The organism is Sulfurimonas sp. (assembly GCF_047622445.1).
Lineage (GTDB): Bacteria > Campylobacterota > Campylobacteria > Campylobacterales > Sulfurimonadaceae > Sulfurimonas.
The window spans coordinates 1-19,107 of sequence record NZ_JBLHOE010000064.1 but is presented as its reverse complement, the minus strand read 5'-3'; the positions used below and the strand labels follow the sequence as shown (position 1 = coordinate 19,107).

Here is a 19,107-nt window from a genome sequence, read left to right as displayed (position 1 = left end):
GGCTCTATAACTTTGATTATTTTCTTTACTTCTTTTTTATGAAGTGGCTTTAATACTGTTGAAATCTTTTCTTTTTTTAACTTAATACTTAGCTTATTCTTTACATGCAAAAACTCCAGAGATGAATTGTCAATATGTTGCATGAAATATATGGACACTTTTTTATTCCACAAGGTGAAGTATAAAAACTCTTCATTTTCTTCGAGAATAATTTCAAAAAATTCTAAGTTATCATCTTTTAGATATTTAAGTGAGAAACTATAAAAGAGACTAATAAATGTATGAATAACATAATGTGTAGAGTTTTCAGAACCTAAGAGAAAATCCCAAAATTGATTTAAATCTTCTTCTGTTGCAATAGAAACAACATACTTTACAGAAGATAAATGAGTGTCTTCAAAAAGATTAATAACCTTACGTTTTTTTCTCATAATAATGAACTCATAGCAATATGATTTGGATCATTTTTTGCTATTTTTTTTTGGCTTGACAAGACATGGTTTATATTTTCTATGCATCTGTAAAAAGTTTCTTTACGTATTTCTAAAACTGAAGCACTCACACTAAGAAGATTAAATTTTTGAAGTATACCATCTCTATTTTTTGCTTGTATATAACTATTGTCTTGATCCTCAATCGAGTAAAACTTCCTAACACTTTGGGAAAATATTTGAATAATTGATTTAATATCTTTAGTACTTTGCTGAAGATTAAGATTTTTCTTAGTATTGAAACTGATAAAAAAATCATCTCCACCTATATGTGCTTTGAAAACTTCTGTTGGTAAGTTATTTTTGAGTAAATCAGCAAAAAGCTGTATAACTCTATCTCCATTTCTAAAACCATATACATCGTTAAATACTTTAAAGTTATCTAAATCAAAATAACATAAAAGGTATTCGCCTGTGTTTTGAGAAATTTGGGAAATAGACTCTTCTATTACAGTATTTCCTGGAAGTTTAGTAAGTGGATTTTGATCTCTTGCAAGAAGTAAATTCTCCTCATTCATGATACTAATAATAGCTCTTGCAGATAAAAACCCATAGTAAGCAGAATTCTTGGTAATAATTATCCCCTTGGACTCAGTATTATTGGAAAATAACTCTACAATTGTATTGATAGAACTATTAATATCAGTAGATCCACACATATGTAGCATATTCTTTAGTTTTGATTTTTTATCTTCATTCTTCAAAAGTAGTGATATACCATAAGGTGAATATAAAAACTCTTTAATATCTAGTTCATGTAAGACACCTAAGGGTTCATTACTTGCATTAACTACTGGCACTATGGGAGTGCTTTTATTTTGCTTAAAATAATCAAAAACTAAATTCATTTTTGTTTTAGAATGTAGGGCTTGTATTTTATCGATATAGTTATGAATAGTGTGATTTTTTTTGTTTCGTTTATCTTTTGTAATAATTTTTTGTATATTTTCATAGCTGCTTAAAATATCATCAACCTTTGTTGTAGGTCGTTGTACAAGATAACCCTGTACAAGGTGGCAACCAATCTCTTTACATACAAATAGTTCTTCTTCTGTCTCAACTCCTTCTGCAATTACTTTAATACCAAGCTGTATCGCTAGATTTGTAATACTTCGTACCATCAATTTCTTTTTAAGATTTTTCTCAATATTTTGAAGAAAGAATCTATCTATTTTGATAATATCAGGAGTTGAATCATAGAGTAGTTTATAGCCGGAATATCCAACACCAAAATCATCAATCGCTATACAATAATTTTCATTTTTATAATATTGAAGTACTTTTTGAATATCAAAATCAGATGATATTTCATGTCTTTCTGAGATTTCAAAGCATAATGCTTCTTTTTTTATACCATACTCTTTGAGTAGTAAAGCAGTATTCCCTGTGGAAATAGTTTTAATATTAAATAAGCGATTATCTAAATTGTAAAATAGCTTTATATATTTGTATTTTTTGATTGTAGTAAATTTACTAATGGCTTTTTTTCTAAGTTCTAAGTCAAAAGGATAAAGAATACCTTCTTTATAAACTGCATCAAAAAGTGCAAAAATGGATTTAAATCCAACTTCTTGATAATTCCGAAGAAGTGCCTCAACGGCATGTATTTCACCCGTATGAATATTCACAATTGGCTGAAAGGCAATGTCAAGTATCTGTAAGTTATCAATCCAGATTTGGGGTAGTTTAGTTTTCATAAAGAAATTTTATAAAAACTAGGTATCAATCGGGTTACAATTTATTTGTTTCTTTATCTACTTCTTTTTTAGCAAACCCTGCACCTTTTTTTGTTTTGGCTTCAAGTTCAAGAGCATCAATAATAGATTTATAATCTATAGAGTCTTTATTCATCATTGCAAAGCAAGTTGCAATTACAGCTATAGTATTTGGTACTTCACCCTTTTTTTTATATCCTTGGATATTCTTTTCACTTACTTTAATGAGTTTAGCAAACTTGGGAAGACTAATCTCTGCATCTAATAATAATTTTTTAAAATCTATAAAAGTCATTTTACCCCTTGTACTTTTTGAATAAAGAAATTATAGCATATATCTATATTTTATTGACAATCTAGTATAAAAAATGTACAATAACTATAATTTATTACTATTACCTACTAAAAGTAATAAAAAATAATAATTTAGGAGCCACCAATGGCAAAAAAAGTTGAAAAGAAAAAAGTAGCTAAAAAATTAGCAAAGCAAAAAGCAGTTAAAAAAGTTGCAAAGAAAAAAGCAGCAAAGAAAGTTGCAAAGAAAAAAGCAGCTAAAAAAGTAGCAAAGAAGAAAGCAGCTAAAAAAGTAGCGAAGAAAAAAGCGGCTAAAAAATCTGCAAAGAAGAAGTAGTCTAAACTACTCTTTGTAAGTTTACATACCAGTCATCATTAAAGTATTCTCGAGTATTTGAGAGTTTAATGTTGACATATGTATCTTTAATACATAAAGACTCTATAAATTCGCAAGGAACTTCCAGGTCTTGTTCTATATACTCTTCTATTAAATCTGCACTCACTAAGCTGTTATACTCAATATCTAAATGTTCTGTGTCTATCGTGAATTCTCTTATTTTCATAGTATCTACCTACATTTGAATTACATAATAATAGTACTGAGCAGTTACAGATAGATTACAATTTATAATATTTGCGTAATGAATTTGTAACTATATAGATTTAAAGTAACGCTTTTTATGAGAGTCTTTAATTTTGGCAATTTCTACAACTATAAAGCTATCGATGCAGTTAGAGAAACTAGGATCAATATTGTAGTCACAAAATCGTATGCCACCTTTCTCACATAAATCACTATATTGTTTATAGAGTGTAGGTACACTAGCATTCATAATGCTTAGTGATTTTTTTAGATTTTTAAAATTTTCTTTATACTCGGGTAAATTAAACTCATGACTAAGAGCTTTCATAAGTAGTTTGTCTGTAGTAAAATTATAAGGTATTTTTGCATCTACGAGATTTTCAATATCTTTAAAGTTTTTATCGAAGAAGTATAGCAGTGTATCTTTTGACATTTTAGAGTAACTTGCACTGAGTGATAGTGGACCAAAAAGATATTTTATATCAGGATGCTTACTCAAGTATGCACCTATCCCATACCAAAGATAATCCAAAGCTCTACTCCCCCAGTACTTAGGTTGTACAAAACTTCTTCCTAGTTCTATAGAGTACTCAAGATATGGATTAAAATTCTCATTCAATGTAAAAAGTGTACTTGTATATAAAGCATCTTTATTCCGGGCATCTATTATATTCTTACATTCACCAATTCTATATGCACCAACAACCTCGAGGTTCTCTTCATCCCAAAGGACAATATGTTTATAGTAACGGTCGTATTTGTCAATATCGCGTTTTTTGTTAATACCTTCACCTACTTTTCTAAATGAGAGTTCTCTTAGGCGACCGATTTCGTTGAGTAAAATTGAGTTATTATCAGAGCTACTATAAAGGTAGATCTTTTTATTGTCTTTTGTTTCGCCAAGTAGTTGTGATTCTTTTAATTCTTTCTTTAAGGCTCTCCTGTCTTCTGGATGTGCAATCGCCTTTTGTGTCAAAAAAAAACTCTTTCCTTTCTTAAGGTTGTAAACTTGTTTTTTATAAAGCTCTATGACTTGTAGTTGTTCCAAACCTTGTGGGATTATATGTTCATTTGGAATGATTTCACCTATGCATATCTCAATCATTTTATCTCGTTGTTTGAACATCTCATTTGCGAGTAACATGGTAGATAGTTTTTTATTGATGGCAGAAACAGAATAAAAAATTTTAGAATTTTTTCCACCAATAAATATAGGGAGTATGGGGGAGTTGCTTCTGTGCGCAAACTTTAGAAAGCTTTTATGCCATTTTTTATCTTTTATGCCTGTAGAACTCGCACGGCTTACTTCACCAGAAGGAAATATAAGTAAAGCCATGTCTGCGTCAAGAGAGTTATGTATATCTTGTATAGCTTCTTTTTTTTGTCTTGCTTGAAAGCTATTAACATGAATTAAAAGAGAATCAAGAACAGTAAACTCCTTTAAATAATCATTCGCAACAATTTTAATGTCTTTTCTTACTCTACTTACAAGTTTAATAAGAGCGAAAGAATCAAGCATTCCTAAGGGGTGATTTGCGATGATAACCACACGACCAGTAGATGGAATATTTTCTATCTCTTTATCTGAAACTTTATAATGAAAATTAAAATAATCGAGTGCATCATCTACAAGTTCGAAAGCGCCTAAGTGAGTGTTCTTCTCAAAGAAATCATTTATCTCATTTTGGTGAACGATGGAATCAGAAAACTTAGAAATAGCGGCTTTTACAATCTTGTTATTTTTAAGTTTAGGGTACTTTTTTGTAATCATTTTTTCAACATTTATCATTCTAGTTCTTTATGTTAATATAGAGAATTATAATGAAGTGATATTCCAAAATGGTTACATTTTTACTTATAAAGATGCAGTGCTTAGCACATAAATACTTAATAGAGCTAACACGATTGCCTTGACTAATGCCTTTGTAATTTCCATTTGTTTTCCTTATGTTATTTATTTGTTTAACAAAAGAAAGTATAATCAGTGTTAGTAACATATTAATGACAATACTGCTTGATTATTTTTTAGAATAAATTAGACATGTAATTGAATAGTAATGACATTCAGGGATAATACGTCCATATTAAAAGGAGACTTAAAATGAAAAGCTTAATTATATTTCAATCATTATTAATCCTATTTATAGCATATCTAGCAAATGGTATTTTATATTAAATTTAAATTTGAAAATAAAATTTAGAAATAGCGATTTTTACAATCCTCTTACATTTTTATACTAAAAGTTGAACCTTCATTCTCTACACTCTTAACTTCAAGTGAAAAATTATGGAGTTTGGAAATGTTATTTACTAAGAAAAGTCCAAGTCCTAAAGAGTTATTCCAGCTATTACCTTGCACACGATAAAACTTCTGCGTAATATTCTCTAAGCTTTTACTTGAAATTCCTATACCAGTATCTATAATATCTATTTGCTTTTCATTGAAGTTTATAATAACTTCATCTTCAGAGTATTTATATGCATTTTCAACAAGGTTGCTAATAACTATACCAAACAATGATGCGTCGGCTTTTATAGAAATAGTTTTATCGCCGGTTATTATTGTTTGTCTTTTTGAATAGTTTACTTGCATAGTATCAACTGTATCATTAATGATTTCATATACGTTTACTGTAGTAAATTGTGCTTTTTGCTGGCCACTGTCTAACTTTATGGAAAGTCGTAGTGTATCGATTAAGTCACTAAGTCTAATGCCATTTTTATAGATTTTACTCAAAAACTTTTGGCGTATGTTAGGGTTTAGGTTTATATCATCCATAAGTGTTTGCGAATACCCGTTAATGACGGCAATAGGGTTTTTAAACTCGTGTGAAATAGCCGAGATAATATCATCTTTTTGCTCATTAGCAAGTTGTAGTTTTGCGGTGTATTTTGATTTTCTTTTATCTTTTTTTACAAGTATTTGAGAAACTTTAGTAAGTTGTTTCGTTATTTTTGAGAACTCTAAAGAGAAGTCTGAACGTATATAACTTGTTTTTTCTTTTTTTGTAAGTGCGCTAAGGAAAACTGCAATTTTTTGTATCTCATGCTCTAGTTGCGAACTCATTTTATATGTAATCCAGATAAGAAAAGTAAAAAATATTGCTAATACAAAAAGTGTTTTCCATCCAAGAGCAAAAATTTCTTTGTTTATATTTTTTAACTCTTTGGCTAGTCGTATATAGATAACTTCACCATTTATAGAGTACTTTTTTACAATATATAAATAATCTTTGTTAATTGTTTTAGAATGTCTTATTTTATATCCATAGGGCTCTTTATTGGATTGCATAATCTCTTCTCTGTATTTATGGTTATCCATTTTTGCTTTGTTTTTATGCGATTCTATCATGACTTCACCATCTGCAGAGATTATGGTTAGTCGTAAGTTGAGAGTTTTTTTGATTTTCTTTGCTACTACATCGAGATGAGATATGTCATGAATATCAAAAGAGAGGATTTCAATGTTGTTTAAAAGTGAATCTCTACTTTGTGTGATGTAAAAATCTTTTGTCCAGTAGTAGACTATTGCTCCAATGGCAATAAAAAGTATAGAAAATATAAGAATAAATTTTCGAATTACAATTTGATGAAACTTTAACAAAATATGTAACCTTCACCACGAACAGCTTGAATGTAGTTTTTTTCTGCTCTTGGGTCAATATGCTCTTTGAGTCTTTTTATCGCTACATTTACAGTCTTGGCTTGTTTAGAATCACTGTCTTTCCATACACTTTCAAGTAAACCCTCACGAGAGAGAAGAACATTTACATTTTTTATAAATTCTAAAAGTAAATCGTGTTCTAAATGTGTAAGCTTTATATCTTTACCATCTATGTTAAATGTTTTGTTTGAGGCAAAGTATGTAATATCTTTATATTTTATAACATCTTGAACTTTTTGCGTTCTCTTGATGAGTGCTTTTACTCTTGCTTTGAGCTCAGCGATATTGAATGGTTTTGTTATGTAGTCATCACCACCAGTGTCAAAACCTTCTACAATTTCTTCGGAAGAATCTTTAGCACTTACATAAATGACAGGCTGATTGTAACCTTGTTTACGTAGTTTTTGTATATAGATACTTCCTTCAACCCCGGGAAGATTTCTATCCATTAAAATCAAAGAGATCTCCTCTTCATCTAAAATGTCGATAACATTAGAGGTATCTATACAGGTAATGATGTCATAACCCTCTTTTGAGAGAGTATATTCCATTAAATCTAAAATGTCTTCTTCATCCTCTACTATTAGGACTGTTTGCTTAATTTCTATCATGTAAGTATTATATCTTAACTGCTTAAGCTTCCACCAACTTTTGCATACACAAGCAAGTTGGCGATACTAATAGCACGAGAAGAAATTTTTCCACTTTTACGTAGAGCTCTTAACATCTTATGAAACTTGTCAAAACTATGAGCGCAATCAGCTTGGATAGATAAATTTCTCTCAACCATTTCATATAAATCATCTGTTTTATTCTCTTCAATAAGAACATCATTATAAATCTCTTGCATCTCATCTGCATCATCACAGTTAAGCATACTTAAGGCTAACTCAATTGCATTTACAGTTGAATCTTGCATAGGAAGTGCATACTCTTTAACTGTAGCCACATCAACATCTTCGCAAACATCCGTAAAGCCTCTTATGAAACTTCGTGTACTTGAACATGCCCGAGCAAGTTCGTTGGTGATTTTCATATAGGCTATAACTTCTCTTAGATCTTTAGCTTCTGGAGTATATAAAGCAAGAACTTTAATTATAGAATTATCTAGATCGTCAGTTTTAGAGCTAATATTTTTTATGTGTGTTTTAGCTTCAGTAAATTTTTCAGTATTACAATCATGTAGTGCTAAAAGAATGAGTTTGTTTGATTCAAGTAAACCAGTACCTATATCTTCAATTTTTGTTTTTATATTTTCTAAGCTTGTTTTAAAGTTTGAGATCATATTTTATGTTCCTTAATTTATTTTACAGTACTGGAAGTAATTCCGTTACTTACGTTAACACTATTTTTCTTCGGCAGAAAGTCCAGCAGACAATGTGCTTTAGTCTTACTTATCCAAAACGCCCAGTGATATAATCTTCTGTTTTCTTTTCTGCCGGATTTAAAAAGATTGTTTCTGTTTTATCGTATTCTACTAAATCTCCGAGGTACATAAAAGCGGTGAAGTCACTTATTCGAGAAGCTTGTTGCATGTTGTGCGTAACGATGGCAATACTAATATCTTTTTTTAACTCAACTAAAAGCTCTTCAATAGCCCCTGTTGAGATTGGATCTAGGGCTGATGTTGGTTCATCAAAAAGCATTACTTCAGGTTTTACTGCAACAGCCCTTGCTATACAAAGACGCTGTTGTTGTCCACCTGAAAGTCCCATTGCAGATTTACCAAGTCTATCATGAACTTCTTTCCAAAGTGCTCCATCTTTAAGGGCTTTTTCTACTCTGTCTGCAAGTTCTGTTTTGTTTTTAAGTCCTGCAATTTTAAGGCCATATGCAACATTGTCAAATATACTCATAGGGAAGGGTGTAGGCTTTTGAAAAATCATTCCAACTTGTTGGCGAAGTTGTATAAGCTCATTTTCTTTTTGAATCTCTAAGATATTTCTATTTGAATCTGTTTTTAAATCTTGAAGTATTATTTCCCCATCGTACTGATTCCCAGGGTACACATCGTGGATACGGTTCATTGCACGAAGAAGTGTAGATTTACCACAACCACTAGGCCCTATAAGTGCGGTTATTTTATTTTTCTCTATTGGTAAGTTAATGTTTCGTAGAGATGGATGTTCCATTCCAGGGTATGTAAAGGTAAAGTTTTTTATGTTCATGATTGGCATTGTTATAGTTCCTTGTTAATCTTTATGTCGTGTAAAAAAATTATTAAATATCACTTTCAAATTTGTAAGTAATTGTAGGAAGTTTTGGTTACATAATGATTACGAAAAGAAAATGACTTGTATGAGGTAATGATTTCGTATAAATATGCTCTTTATTTGAACTCAAGTATGTTTTAGCTCTTTTAATACATTTTCTAAGTAATGGATAGAGGGAAAAGGATAAAGTTTAATAATGTATTCCAAGGACATACTATCCCCTTAAATAAAAAGGAGAGGACTATGAGGAATTAGTCCTTTTGTCTTGTTATAAATCTACCAGCAAGGTTTATGAGTAAAACCAAAACTGTAAGGATAAATGAAGCGGCCCACGCTAAATCACGACTTGCTTCTTCTGGTTCATTTGCTAAATCGTAGATACTAACTGTGAGTGATGGAAAACTCTCTGTTAAGTCTACTGAGAAGTAGTTACTAGTCTCAGATGTGAAAAGTAAAGGAGCAGTTTCACCGATGATTCTAGCAAATGCAAGTAAAATACCAGTCATTATCCCAACTTTTGCAGCTTTTACTACAATGTCGAGGATTACTCTGTACTTTGAAGCACCAAGAGCAACTCCTGCTTCACGAAGTTCACGAGGAACAAGAGAAAGCATGTTGTCAGTAGTATTGATGATGATTGGAATCATCATGATAGAAAGAGCAATAGCTCCAGCAAAACCACTTGTTCCCCCAGTTGGGATAACCACAACTGCGTATACAAATGCTCCGATTACAATAGAAGGAGCTGACATCATAATGTCACTCAAGTCACGAATGAATCCAGCATATTTTCCAGTTCCGTATTCTTGGATGTAAATTCCAGCAGTCATCCCAAGAGGAATCCCGATAACAGAAGCAAGTCCAGCAAGGATAAGTTGTCCGACGATGAGGTTTCTTAAACCACCTTCGATGAGGTCATTTAAAAACAGAGAAAAATGAAATGATCCTAAACCCTTAATGAACAGAGTGACAAGAATCCAGCCTAAAAATGCTAAACCTATAAGAGCAGATAAAACCGAAAGGGACAAAAATATTTTGTTAACGAGAAGTCTCATTTATAAAGCCTTTTTTAGGAAAAAGAATTTTGCGATAGATATAACAGTAAAGCTGATAACAAATAGTATAAGTGCAAGCATAAACAAAGCACTTTCTCCAAGACCACTGGCTTCACCGAAGTTGTTTGCCATTGCAACAGGGATAGATATTGTTGGATCGTTAATAGCAGACGGTAATGCAAAGATAGAACCAATTAAGAATGCTACAGCCATTGTCTCGCCAAGTGCACGACCAAGTGCGAGGATAATAGAACCAATGATACCAGTCTTAGAATATGGGAAAATGATGTCTTTAATTACTTCAAATTTAGTCGCACCTAGTGCATAGGCAGACTCTTTTAAAACACCGGGTGTTGTGTTCATACTATCTCTTGTAATGGCGGCCATAAATGGAAGTATCATGACTCCAAGAACTAAGCCTGCAGTTAAAAGAGAAACTTGGTACCCTCCAACAATGTCAGCAACTATAGGGGCAAAATAATAAAGTCCCCACATACCAAAGATGATACTTGGAATCGCCGCCAGAAGCTCAATGGCAATACCAACAACGTGAGAGATATTTTTCGGTGCAATCTCTGCTAAAAAGACTGCAATTCCCATTGCAATTGGAAGAGCGAAGATTAAAGCTATAAGTGTTGTAAGCAGTGTACCAACGATAGGGACAAGACCACCATAAACAGTTTTAGTAGAGCTTTCATCGTCTTCGTCAAACATCACTTCATCTTCGTCTATAATCATGTCATCTTCATCAATAATTTCATCAGATTCTATGTGAGTTTCTAAGCTAGATTCATTAGACTGTTCTAGCTTCACTTCTACATTCCAGTCAGGATTTGTAATGAAGTTAAAACCAAACTCATCTATAGCAAGCCGAGAAGAATTAAAAAGTGTAAAAAATATACCAATCAATATGACAAGTACCAACGAAGCACTAGCAAGTGAAAGATTTTGAAAGATTTTTTCCATATATAAATAGCCTATTTAAAATTAATAGGGAATTCTATTTAAACATGGTTACATATTGATTACGAAAAGGATGATCTGAGCATTTCAGTATTATAAATATATAAAATAGATATAATTAGTAAATCTTATGAAATTATTAAAAACAAAGGAACTATAAATGAAAATACTTTTACTTATCGCATTGCTCTATGCAACTCTCTTTTCAGCATCAATAGATGTAAAGCTATATGATGAAAAAGAAAGAGAAGCTTATTACGTTGAGATAACAAAAGAGATAGAGCTTGCTGGCGTAAAGGAATTACGTCCTAAAGATATTATAAAAGATGAATTAGCGCAGTTAGTAAAAATTCGCGATGCTATTTCACAAAAAATTCTGATAGAGAAATACAGTTTAAAAGCACTAAATACAAAAACGATTAGTACAAAACGTATATATGATGCTATTAATGCCGTTTCAAAAATACAGACTAAACAAGAAAAAAACAATAAAATTTTAACAGATATACAGTCGAAAATTTTACTTTTAAAGCAATCCATTGAAGGAATTGTTGAGGAAGAAAAAGTAAAACTTTTATCCTATCAGTTACAGTTTGCATATTATAAAATACAGCAAAAAAATATAGAACAAAAAATGGTATTACTCGAAGAAAATGAGCAAAAAATACAAAAAATCCTTTTGACAACTATTGATAAAATTAGATGTAATGGAGGGAAGAGTTTTGATAAAGAGTTAGCCCTTATTGACAAGAATATTGAAGAGGATGAAGAAAGAATAAGAGCAAAAGAGCTTCAAAAAGAAAAAGCGCTTATAGAAGGAAGTGATAAAGTAGCCGTTATTAGTAAAGAAATAGATCTTTTGAACACTAGTCATGAAAAGGCAATAGCTAAAGGTATTGTTCTTAATATGAGAAAGTCATTATGTTTTTTAAATGAGAAAGATAATACTGGTTTTTATAAATTAATAAGTGATCTGCAAGATACTATAAATAACTTACCTCATGAAGCCCAAAAATCTTTGTTCCAAAAACAGATAGTAGTTCTTAAAGATATATCCAAAGTAGAACTGGGACGTACAACACTTTTCTTTGGTGCTACTGTTGAAGAAAGTAAGGCTATTCTTTTACAAATAAAAGAGTTTATAGTTTCGCCACTTTTTGTTTTTAATGAACAAGCAATTAGTTTGCTTAATGTGTTTATGGCAATTTTGACTATAGTATTTGGATTTTTATTTGGTGCTTTTTATAAAAAGTGGATATCCAAGATTACGAATAGGTGGACAGATGTTAGTTTGATGTCTGTACGTTTGATTTCAAATATTGGGTATTACATCATAATACTAATATTTTTGATCATATCTGTCAGCAGTTTAGGCATAGATATGAGTTCTTTATCTTTGATTGCTGGAGCATTATCCATAGGTATAGGTTTTGGACTTCAAACGATTGTATCTAACTTATTTGCTGGAATCATTTTAATGTTTGAACGCACGATTAGAATAGGGGATATTGTTGATATAGATGGCGTTTTACGTGGTACAGTCATAGATATGCGTATACGTTCCACGACAATAAAAACATTTGACAACATTGATGTTGTTGTACCAAATTCATCTTTTGTTCAAAACAATGTAATCAATATGACGCTTGAAGATAGAGTGAGACGTTTGCATATACCATTTGGGGTTGCATACGGTACAGAGATAGATGATGTAAAGAAAGCTCTTTTTGACGCTTTAAAAGAAAGTGAACTTTTTTACATTAAAGACAATAAAGAGAGAAAGCCAGAAATAAGAATGACACTGATGAATAGTAGTAGTGTTGATCTTGAGTTGATTGTATGGGTAGACAGAGATATGAAACGAAAATTCATCTCTTTAGAATCTGACTTTTTGATTTTAATTTATAATGCTCTGAGAGCAAACAATATTGAAATACCGTTCCCACAACTTGATGTGTGTATGAAAGAGATAATAGAAAAGACTACAACAAAAAAAGATTAAATAGCAGTTATTGGGAACGAAGGAGCATTATTTTCTGCTTGATATTCTGAATACTCTTTTCATCTTTGAGTATTTTCAATTCTTCACCTAACCAAAATAACACTGCTTTTTTATAACCATGAAAGGAAGCTATCTCTAAGAGATGCTTTCTTGTTTTTTCATCTAAATGGTTTTTTATCAGTGCCCCAGCTAACAAACTAGAAGTAGCTTTTTTCATACTAACGATATCTTCATGTGTTTTGTTATAGTGAGAACTGTCAAGATGAGTTGCAAACTCTCTATAATGTTTAGGCAAATTTTTGATTGTGTTGTCTTGGTATGAAAGAATAATGAAATCATAATATGCATCGAGTTCTTGGTTGTCAATGAGTGCAGAGATATCTTTGTACTTTTCACATTTTGATTCTTTACCAACAGATATATTTAAAGCACATTCGCCCAAATAAATTCTAGCTAACTGTGTTATGTTAGCACTTTGTTTTGCATGTTTTATGGCTCGTTTTAAATCATTTTGTGCAAGTGCATTGTTATCACTTAAAAAGTTTTTTGTGTAAGAACTAAATGCATTAGAACTTTTGTATTGCCATTCATTTTTTGGTGTTTGTAAAGAACAGCCTGCAAAGAAGATGATGATTAAGCTAGTGAGTAGTATTTTTCTCATGGTAGTTCTACTTTTTCAGATTTTTCATTTTGCATAAGAGAATCTACCTTATCCATAATCTGATTTGATTTTTGCACACCTACGAGTATCTGTTCTTTAATTTCTATAAGTTCAGTGTCAAATGTGCCGATGGAGTTCACCGTGGAATCAAGCGCTTGTAATTTATTTTTAATATCTTTTAAAATGAAGTTTACCTCTTCTATGGAAGAAGATGCAGGATCGATAATATCTTGATCCAATGAAGATGTAATCTCACTCAAATTTTTTGTGATGCTTTGAATATTTTTCATGATTGTAGTAGTTTGATGTATGGACTCTATAATCTTTTTGGTTGCCTCTTTATCTCCTGTAGCTGTTGTTAGTAAGGAATCATCATTCGCAAGTTTCGCAGTAAATTTGTTGAGGTTTTTCAAAGTTTCTTTAAAGTCAGAATCTTGATTTGCAATAGAAGAAGTAATTGTATGGACGTTATGTAAGATATCTACCACTTTGTCTATAAGCGGTTGTAGTTTTACAATAAGATCATTTATATTATCACTAAAGAGCATTATCATTGAATCTCCATCTTTTAAGGGCGGAGTTCCTATGGAGCTGAAAAGTTCAATATGTGGTGAACCAAGAAGTGGTTTAATAATCATCAAAACACTTCCCTCATTCATCCATTTTTGATTGCTTTGTGCAACAGAGAAAGTCATAAATACAAAACCATCATCCTTAAGAGAAATATCATCAATAGCACCTATCTTAAATCCTGAGTATTTTAAAGGCATTCCAACAGTAAAGTACTCAGCACTATCCGTGGTAAAGTTATACGAGTATCTTGTTTCAAATATTCCTTTTTCTTTAAAGAACAAAAATAAAAAAACAAATAGTATGAGAAATATACTTATAATAAATAAGCCAACAGAGAATTTTATTTTGTCGTATTTCATGTGCTTCCTTTACTCAAATGATGATTGTATTAGTAATGATACAAGCTCTATAAAAAATATAGAAAAAATAATTCTTCTCATTATAGAGAGTGTATTGTATGACTGAAGTCTACCATAAATCGGAAGTATCACAATAATTAATCCATACAGGATACTCTTGATGAATAAGGTTAGAATATCTTGAAATTCAATGGACTCAAAAACAAGTTGCTTATATGTATCTACATCCATATGCATAAAGAAAAAGATGGGAAAATAACTACTTGTAAGAACAATACTAGCAAAAAGCATAGAAAGGCTTAATGTACTAACAAGAGAACTAAGGGCATAAGGAATGAGTGTACTTTCATAATCTTTCTTTTTTAAAAGTATTTTTGATTTGTTGAGTATGTAAAAAGCTGTAAATACTGGTGCAAAAACATTAACAATAAAGTTAACGATCAGTGAGCCGATTTGTAGGTGGAAGTTATACTCCCCAGCGACAATAATAAATACTCCAACTACAATAGAACCAAGTAAAAATGCCAGTAAGGAAAATCGACTAAGGGTAAAAAGAGTAGTACGATAGAGTTGTAGTATGAGCTTTTTTTTTATTTTAAAAGTATAATTATTTGGGGTAGCTATGTTTAAAAATGAAAGTAAAGAAAATACAATGATGTTGTAAAAAGAGAGAGTGATATTGAGTACTTTGGCACCAATGTTTTCTATAAAATGAACAATCATTTGTATAACCTCTTATGTAAAGAGATTATACAATAATGTTATTTAATAGATTAATTTTTAGGAGTTTCTCAATTAGCGGCTTAAATTTAGAAGCTAAGTAGAAAAGTATAGTTATAATAGTTAGTATATATTACAAAGGATTTAGATTTGAAAAAAATAATTTTAGCAGCCCTCATAGTATTGAGCCCAATGATAGCACAAGAAGATTTAGAAAATCCGTTTTTAGGGGATGATAATTTTCCAATGGGTTATTCATTACTTCCTGATGCAATGCCAAACTTTATGCATCTTTATATGAAAGGTGGTGGAATGCATAAGTTAGATCTTACCCCAGAACAAGAAGCAGCTATAGAAAAAGTGTTCTCAAAAAGACCAGCACAACTAATGAAAGCAGCAGGAGATATCCAAAATCTTGAAACGCAACTTGTTTTAAAAGTCGTTGATGAAGGTAAAAAAGCAGAAGATGTGAAAGAGCTTTTAAACCAAATAGCGCAAAAAAGAAAAGAGATGACAATGTTAAAAATAGGATGTCTCAATATTTTTAAAGAAACATTGACAAAAGAACAATACAAATCTTTAAAAGATATGGCGATAGAAGAAGCTGAAGATTTATGAGAAAATACCTTCTCTCTCTTTTCTTATTTGGGGGATTACTCTTTGCTAATTCAATCAACACAAAAGAATGGACTCGCCCAAGTAAGATTCCAGCTCCCAAGAATAATCCTATAACACAAGAAAAGATAGCTCTTGGAAAAAAACTCTTTTTTGATCCCATTCTTTCTCGTGGAAACAATATATCATGTATGACTTGTCATAATCCTCTTAAGGGTTGGAGTGATGCGGATACGGTAGCCATCGGAGATAAAGGACGAAAAGGTATAAGAAATAGTCCAACTATCTTAAATAGTGCCTACCAGTATATATATTTTTGGGATGGAAGAGCAAAGAGTTTGGAAGAACAAGCTTTAGGACCTTTAGAGGCTCATGCTGAAATGAATATAGATGTTAAAGAAGCAATAAAGAAACTAAAAAATGATCTTCTATATAAAAAAATGTTTCAAGCTGTATTTCCTAAGGAGGGGATTACTTCTGATACCTTGGTTAAAGCACTAGCTACTTTTGAGAGAAGTATTGTTTCAGGACAAAGTAGGTTTGATAAGTTTATAGCAGGTGATAAATCACAGCTAAGTGATGAAGAACTTAAAGGCTTTTATACCTTTGTCAATAAAGGAAACTGTACAGTTTGTCACAGTGGATTTCGATTTTCAGACCAAAGTTTTAATAATGTTGGAGTGGACAATAAAGATCTAGGACGAGGAAAAATTAAAAAAAGAGATATATGGAATGCAACATTTAAAACACCAACTCTACGTAACATCACTAAGACAGCTCCTTACTTTCATGATGGTTCGGCTAAAACTCTCAAAGAAGCAGTAGAATTTTGTGCAAAAGGGAGTAGAGACAAAAACAGTAGTGTTGCAAGTATCTTGATAGATAAAAATTTAAGTAATGAAGAAATTGTTGGGGTTGTAAAGTTTTTACATACCCTTAGTGAACCTATAGAAGATTTACACTAAGGGAAAAGCTTACTTGATACCTTTCGTATCCCAGTAAGCTCTAATCTTAGAAGTTAAAGTATCTGGTAAGGGAACAAAACCTAGGCTTTTCGCAATTTCTTGACCATCAGTATACGCCCAGTCGTAGAACTTAGTAACTCTCTTGTTCATATCTGGTTTTTCAAAAGGAACTAAGATAAATGTTGCAGCTACCATTGGATAGGAATCTTTACCCTTTGGGTCAGCGATTATAGAGTAAAAGTCTTTCTTAGGATCAAGTGAAGCTTTCGCAGCAGCAGCTTGAAAAGACTTTAAAGTAGGAACGATGTACTTTCCTTCTCTGTTTTCTACACGAGCCATTGCAATATCATTGTTCTTAGCATCTGCATAATCAATATACCCAACAGAGTACTTAGTTTGTTTTAAAAGTGCGGCTACGCCTGAGTTTGTTTTACCACCAATGTGTTGATTCCCTGGCCAGTTAAGTGATTTCTTGGCACCATAAGTTTTTCTCCAATCTTTTGATACTTTACTTAAAAAGTATGTGAAGTTATATGTAGTACCTGAACCATCCGCACGGTGAACAAATGTTAGTTTTTCATGTGGTAGTTTTGCATTTGGATTTTCTTTAGCGATTACTTTATCATCCCAAAAATCAACTTTACCAGCTGCAATCGCAACGATAGCACTTCTACTTAGTTTGATATCTTCTACACCTGGAACATTGTAACCCATTGTGATAGCACCAACAACTGCTGGGAATTGGAAAAGACCAGCTTTGTTTAAAGCTTTTGGTGAAAGTGGTTTGTCAGTTCCTGCGAAATCAACTGAACGAGCCTTAGCATCTTTAATCCCTTTTGAAGAACCTTTTTTGATGTAATCAACTTTGATGCCAGTATCTTTGTTATACGCTTTTATCCATTTTTGATATACACTATATGGGAAAGAAGCCCCACTTCCTTTAACGATGTCTGATGCTGCTAGACCAGAAACTAATACTGTAGATGCAAGAGCGATTTTTAATACTTTTGTCATTTTGACTTATCCTTTTCTATTATGATAACGGAAGTATAAAGTACAACGATTATAATTTGGTTACAATTGAATTACGCTCATTTTAAGACTACAAAACATCTAGCCTCATGGGTTTCTATGTAACCATTTTGTCACTCCTTCGTAATTATTTTAAAACCTTGATCAGCTAATCTTTCAAAAGTATCCTAGCATTTTGGAGAAAATATAATTGTCAACAGGTATGGATACCGGTTGATTATTTTTAGCATTGGTTATACAAATAAATCGTATCTTACATAGTGGATTGATTTTGTATTGAATATGGTCATAGCATTTTGAAATGCTATATAAATAAATTAAAAGTGAGAATAAAATGAAACATAAAAGTTTAAAACTTAGTTTGGTAGTGGCACTTGCCTTGACATCGGTAACTGCAAAAGAAGTGAGTTTAGAAAATAAAATATCAAGCTTATATGTGTCATTCTTTAATCGGGCAGCAGATGAAGAAGGATTAACATACTGGAATAACGCAGGTTTAGCAGTAGAAGCAAGTGGTGGAGACTCTTTAACTGTCCTCAAGCAACTCTCATCAGGGTTTGCATCACACCCAACATTTGTAAGTACATATTCAAGTATGGGTAATGAAGCATTCGTACAAGCTATTTATCAAAACTCCTTAGGTCAACCAGGGGATGCACAAGGTGTAGCATACTGGAAGGGTCTTCTGGATAATGGTAAGTCAAGATCTGATATGGTAGCTGAGTTTATGGAGTTATCTTTAACTCTAGACTTAACACCAGAGAACTTTCCAGCACTCTCAGCAGTTGAATTAGCAGCAGCAGTTGAGAGACAAGATCTTATTACAAATAAGGTAAATGCAGCAATTAGTTTTACAAAAACTTTGAGTTCTCTTACAAATGTAGTAGATGCACAAAATCCTGAGAATGATGGTGCTTATATGGCTTCTGTTACAGTTTTAAGTGATATAACTGTTGATGAAGCAAGTGTAATTAGTACTATAGGTAAACTTAATAGCCTAGCTAGTAATGATAATGCAATAAATATTATTAATACAAACTGGGATAATATTATTGTACCAGAGGTGGCAAATATCTCACAAACACCAGCAAAAGAGGATTTATCAGGAACTATATCTGCGAATAAGACATTAACAGCAGATAAAGTATGGAGAATTAATGGTTTAGTTACTGTAACAAATGGAGCTACATTAACAATAGAGC

The 19,107-nt window shown here is 31.7% G+C and carries 20 protein-coding genes; 5 read left to right on the top strand and 15 right to left on the bottom strand.

The window, feature by feature from the left end:
- From ACI9TV_RS12910 to ACI9TV_RS12900, 3 genes are all read right to left on the bottom strand, one after another.
- Positions 1–431 (bottom strand): hypothetical protein (locus tag ACI9TV_RS12910; RefSeq protein WP_415251227.1); only part of this gene is annotated, 431 nt, incomplete at its 3' end.
- Positions 428–2,188 carry a GGDEF domain-containing protein gene (locus ACI9TV_RS12905; RefSeq protein WP_415251226.1) on the bottom strand — a complete coding sequence of 587 codons (1,761 nt, stop codon included), beginning with the start codon at positions 2,186–2,188 and terminating at the stop codon, positions 428–430. The genes ACI9TV_RS12910 and ACI9TV_RS12905, both read right to left, overlap by 4 nt.
- 34 nt (positions 2,189–2,222) lie before the next feature.
- Positions 2,223–2,501: a hypothetical protein gene (locus tag ACI9TV_RS12900; protein ID WP_415251225.1), complete on the bottom strand. Its 279-nt coding sequence runs from the start codon at positions 2,499–2,501 to the stop codon at positions 2,223–2,225.
- Positions 2,502–2,645: 144 nt separating this feature from the next.
- Between ACI9TV_RS12900 and ACI9TV_RS12895 the strand changes: the two genes are divergently transcribed.
- Entirely contained in the window at positions 2,646–2,837 is a 192-nt protein-coding gene (locus tag ACI9TV_RS12895) for a hypothetical protein (protein ID WP_415251224.1), read from the top strand.
- A gap of 1 nt (position 2,838) precedes the next feature.
- On the opposite strand, the gene ACI9TV_RS12890 is transcribed toward ACI9TV_RS12895, so the two are convergent.
- From ACI9TV_RS12890 to pstC, 8 genes are all read right to left on the bottom strand, one after another.
- Positions 2,839–3,063 carry a hypothetical protein gene (locus ACI9TV_RS12890; RefSeq protein WP_415251223.1) on the bottom strand — a complete coding sequence of 75 codons (225 nt, stop codon included), beginning with the start codon at positions 3,061–3,063 and terminating at the stop codon, positions 2,839–2,841.
- Positions 3,064–3,153: 90 nt separating this feature from the next.
- Complete coding sequence (locus tag ACI9TV_RS12885; RefSeq protein ID WP_415251222.1) at positions 3,154–4,872, bottom strand: GNAT family N-acyltransferase; 1,719 nt, start codon at positions 4,870–4,872, stop codon at positions 3,154–3,156.
- A gap of 435 nt (positions 4,873–5,307) precedes the next feature.
- Positions 5,308–6,687, bottom strand: coding sequence for a sensor histidine kinase (locus tag ACI9TV_RS12880; protein WP_415251221.1), 1,380 nt, complete (start codon positions 6,685–6,687; stop codon positions 5,308–5,310).
- Positions 6,681–7,358, bottom strand: coding sequence for a response regulator transcription factor (locus tag ACI9TV_RS12875; protein WP_415251220.1), 678 nt, complete (start codon positions 7,356–7,358; stop codon positions 6,681–6,683). The genes ACI9TV_RS12880 and ACI9TV_RS12875 overlap by 7 nt, the downstream gene beginning before the upstream one ends.
- 14 nt (positions 7,359–7,372) lie before the next feature.
- Entirely contained in the window at positions 7,373–8,032 is a 660-nt protein-coding gene (locus ACI9TV_RS12870; protein ID WP_415251219.1) for a PhoU domain-containing protein, read from the bottom strand.
- A 109-nt stretch (positions 8,033–8,141) separates the two neighbouring features.
- Positions 8,142–8,924 (bottom strand): phosphate ABC transporter ATP-binding protein PstB, encoded by a 783-nt coding sequence (gene pstB / locus ACI9TV_RS12865; RefSeq protein WP_415251218.1) that lies wholly within the window; start codon positions 8,922–8,924, stop codon positions 8,142–8,144.
- Between the two features lie 287 nt (positions 8,925–9,211).
- Entirely contained in the window at positions 9,212–10,015 is an 804-nt protein-coding gene (pstA, locus tag ACI9TV_RS12860; RefSeq protein ID WP_415251217.1) for a phosphate ABC transporter permease PstA, read from the bottom strand.
- Positions 10,016–10,981, bottom strand: coding sequence for a phosphate ABC transporter permease subunit PstC (pstC, locus tag ACI9TV_RS12855; RefSeq protein ID WP_415251216.1), 966 nt, complete (start codon positions 10,979–10,981; stop codon positions 10,016–10,018). It abuts the gene before it with no gap.
- A 157-nt stretch (positions 10,982–11,138) separates the two neighbouring features.
- On the opposite strand from pstC, the gene ACI9TV_RS12850 reads away from it, so the two are divergent.
- Complete coding sequence (locus ACI9TV_RS12850) at positions 11,139–12,980, top strand: mechanosensitive ion channel family protein (protein ID WP_415251215.1); 1,842 nt, start codon at positions 11,139–11,141, stop codon at positions 12,978–12,980.
- Between the two features lie 7 nt (positions 12,981–12,987).
- Here ACI9TV_RS12850 and ACI9TV_RS12845 read toward each other — a convergent pair whose 3' ends face one another.
- From ACI9TV_RS12845 to ACI9TV_RS12835, 3 genes are read right to left on the bottom strand one after another with little or no spacing between them, the layout of a single operon-like run.
- A complete protein-coding gene (locus tag ACI9TV_RS12845) occupies positions 12,988–13,641 on the bottom strand; it encodes a hypothetical protein (RefSeq protein WP_415251214.1) in 654 nt (217 codons plus the stop codon).
- A complete protein-coding gene (locus ACI9TV_RS12840; RefSeq protein WP_415251213.1) occupies positions 13,638–14,573 on the bottom strand; it encodes an MlaD family protein in 936 nt (311 codons plus the stop codon). The genes ACI9TV_RS12845 and ACI9TV_RS12840 overlap by 4 nt, the downstream gene beginning before the upstream one ends.
- A gap of 9 nt (positions 14,574–14,582) precedes the next feature.
- Positions 14,583–15,296, bottom strand: coding sequence for an ABC transporter permease (locus ACI9TV_RS12835; RefSeq protein WP_415251212.1), 714 nt, complete (start codon positions 15,294–15,296; stop codon positions 14,583–14,585).
- Positions 15,297–15,443: 147 nt separating this feature from the next.
- Between ACI9TV_RS12835 and ACI9TV_RS12830 the strand changes: the two genes are divergently transcribed.
- On the top strand, positions 15,444–15,911 hold the full coding sequence (locus ACI9TV_RS12830; RefSeq protein WP_415251211.1) for a hypothetical protein: 468 nt from the start codon (positions 15,444–15,446) through the stop codon (positions 15,909–15,911).
- Positions 15,908–16,873, top strand: a complete 966-nt coding sequence (locus ACI9TV_RS12825; RefSeq protein ID WP_415251210.1) for a cytochrome-c peroxidase — start codon at positions 15,908–15,910, stop codon at positions 16,871–16,873. Before ACI9TV_RS12830 ends, ACI9TV_RS12825 begins: the two co-directional genes overlap by 4 nt.
- Positions 16,874–16,882: 9 nt before the next feature.
- Here ACI9TV_RS12825 and pstS read toward each other — a convergent pair whose 3' ends face one another.
- On the bottom strand, positions 16,883–17,887 hold the full coding sequence (pstS, locus tag ACI9TV_RS12820) for a phosphate ABC transporter substrate-binding protein PstS (RefSeq protein ID WP_415251209.1): 1,005 nt from the start codon (positions 17,885–17,887) through the stop codon (positions 16,883–16,885).
- Positions 17,888–18,239: 352 nt separating this feature from the next.
- On the opposite strand from pstS, the gene ACI9TV_RS12815 reads away from it, so the two are divergent.
- Positions 18,240–19,107: DUF4214 domain-containing protein (locus tag ACI9TV_RS12815; RefSeq protein ID WP_415251208.1), on the top strand; the 868-nt coding region annotated here is incomplete at its 3' end.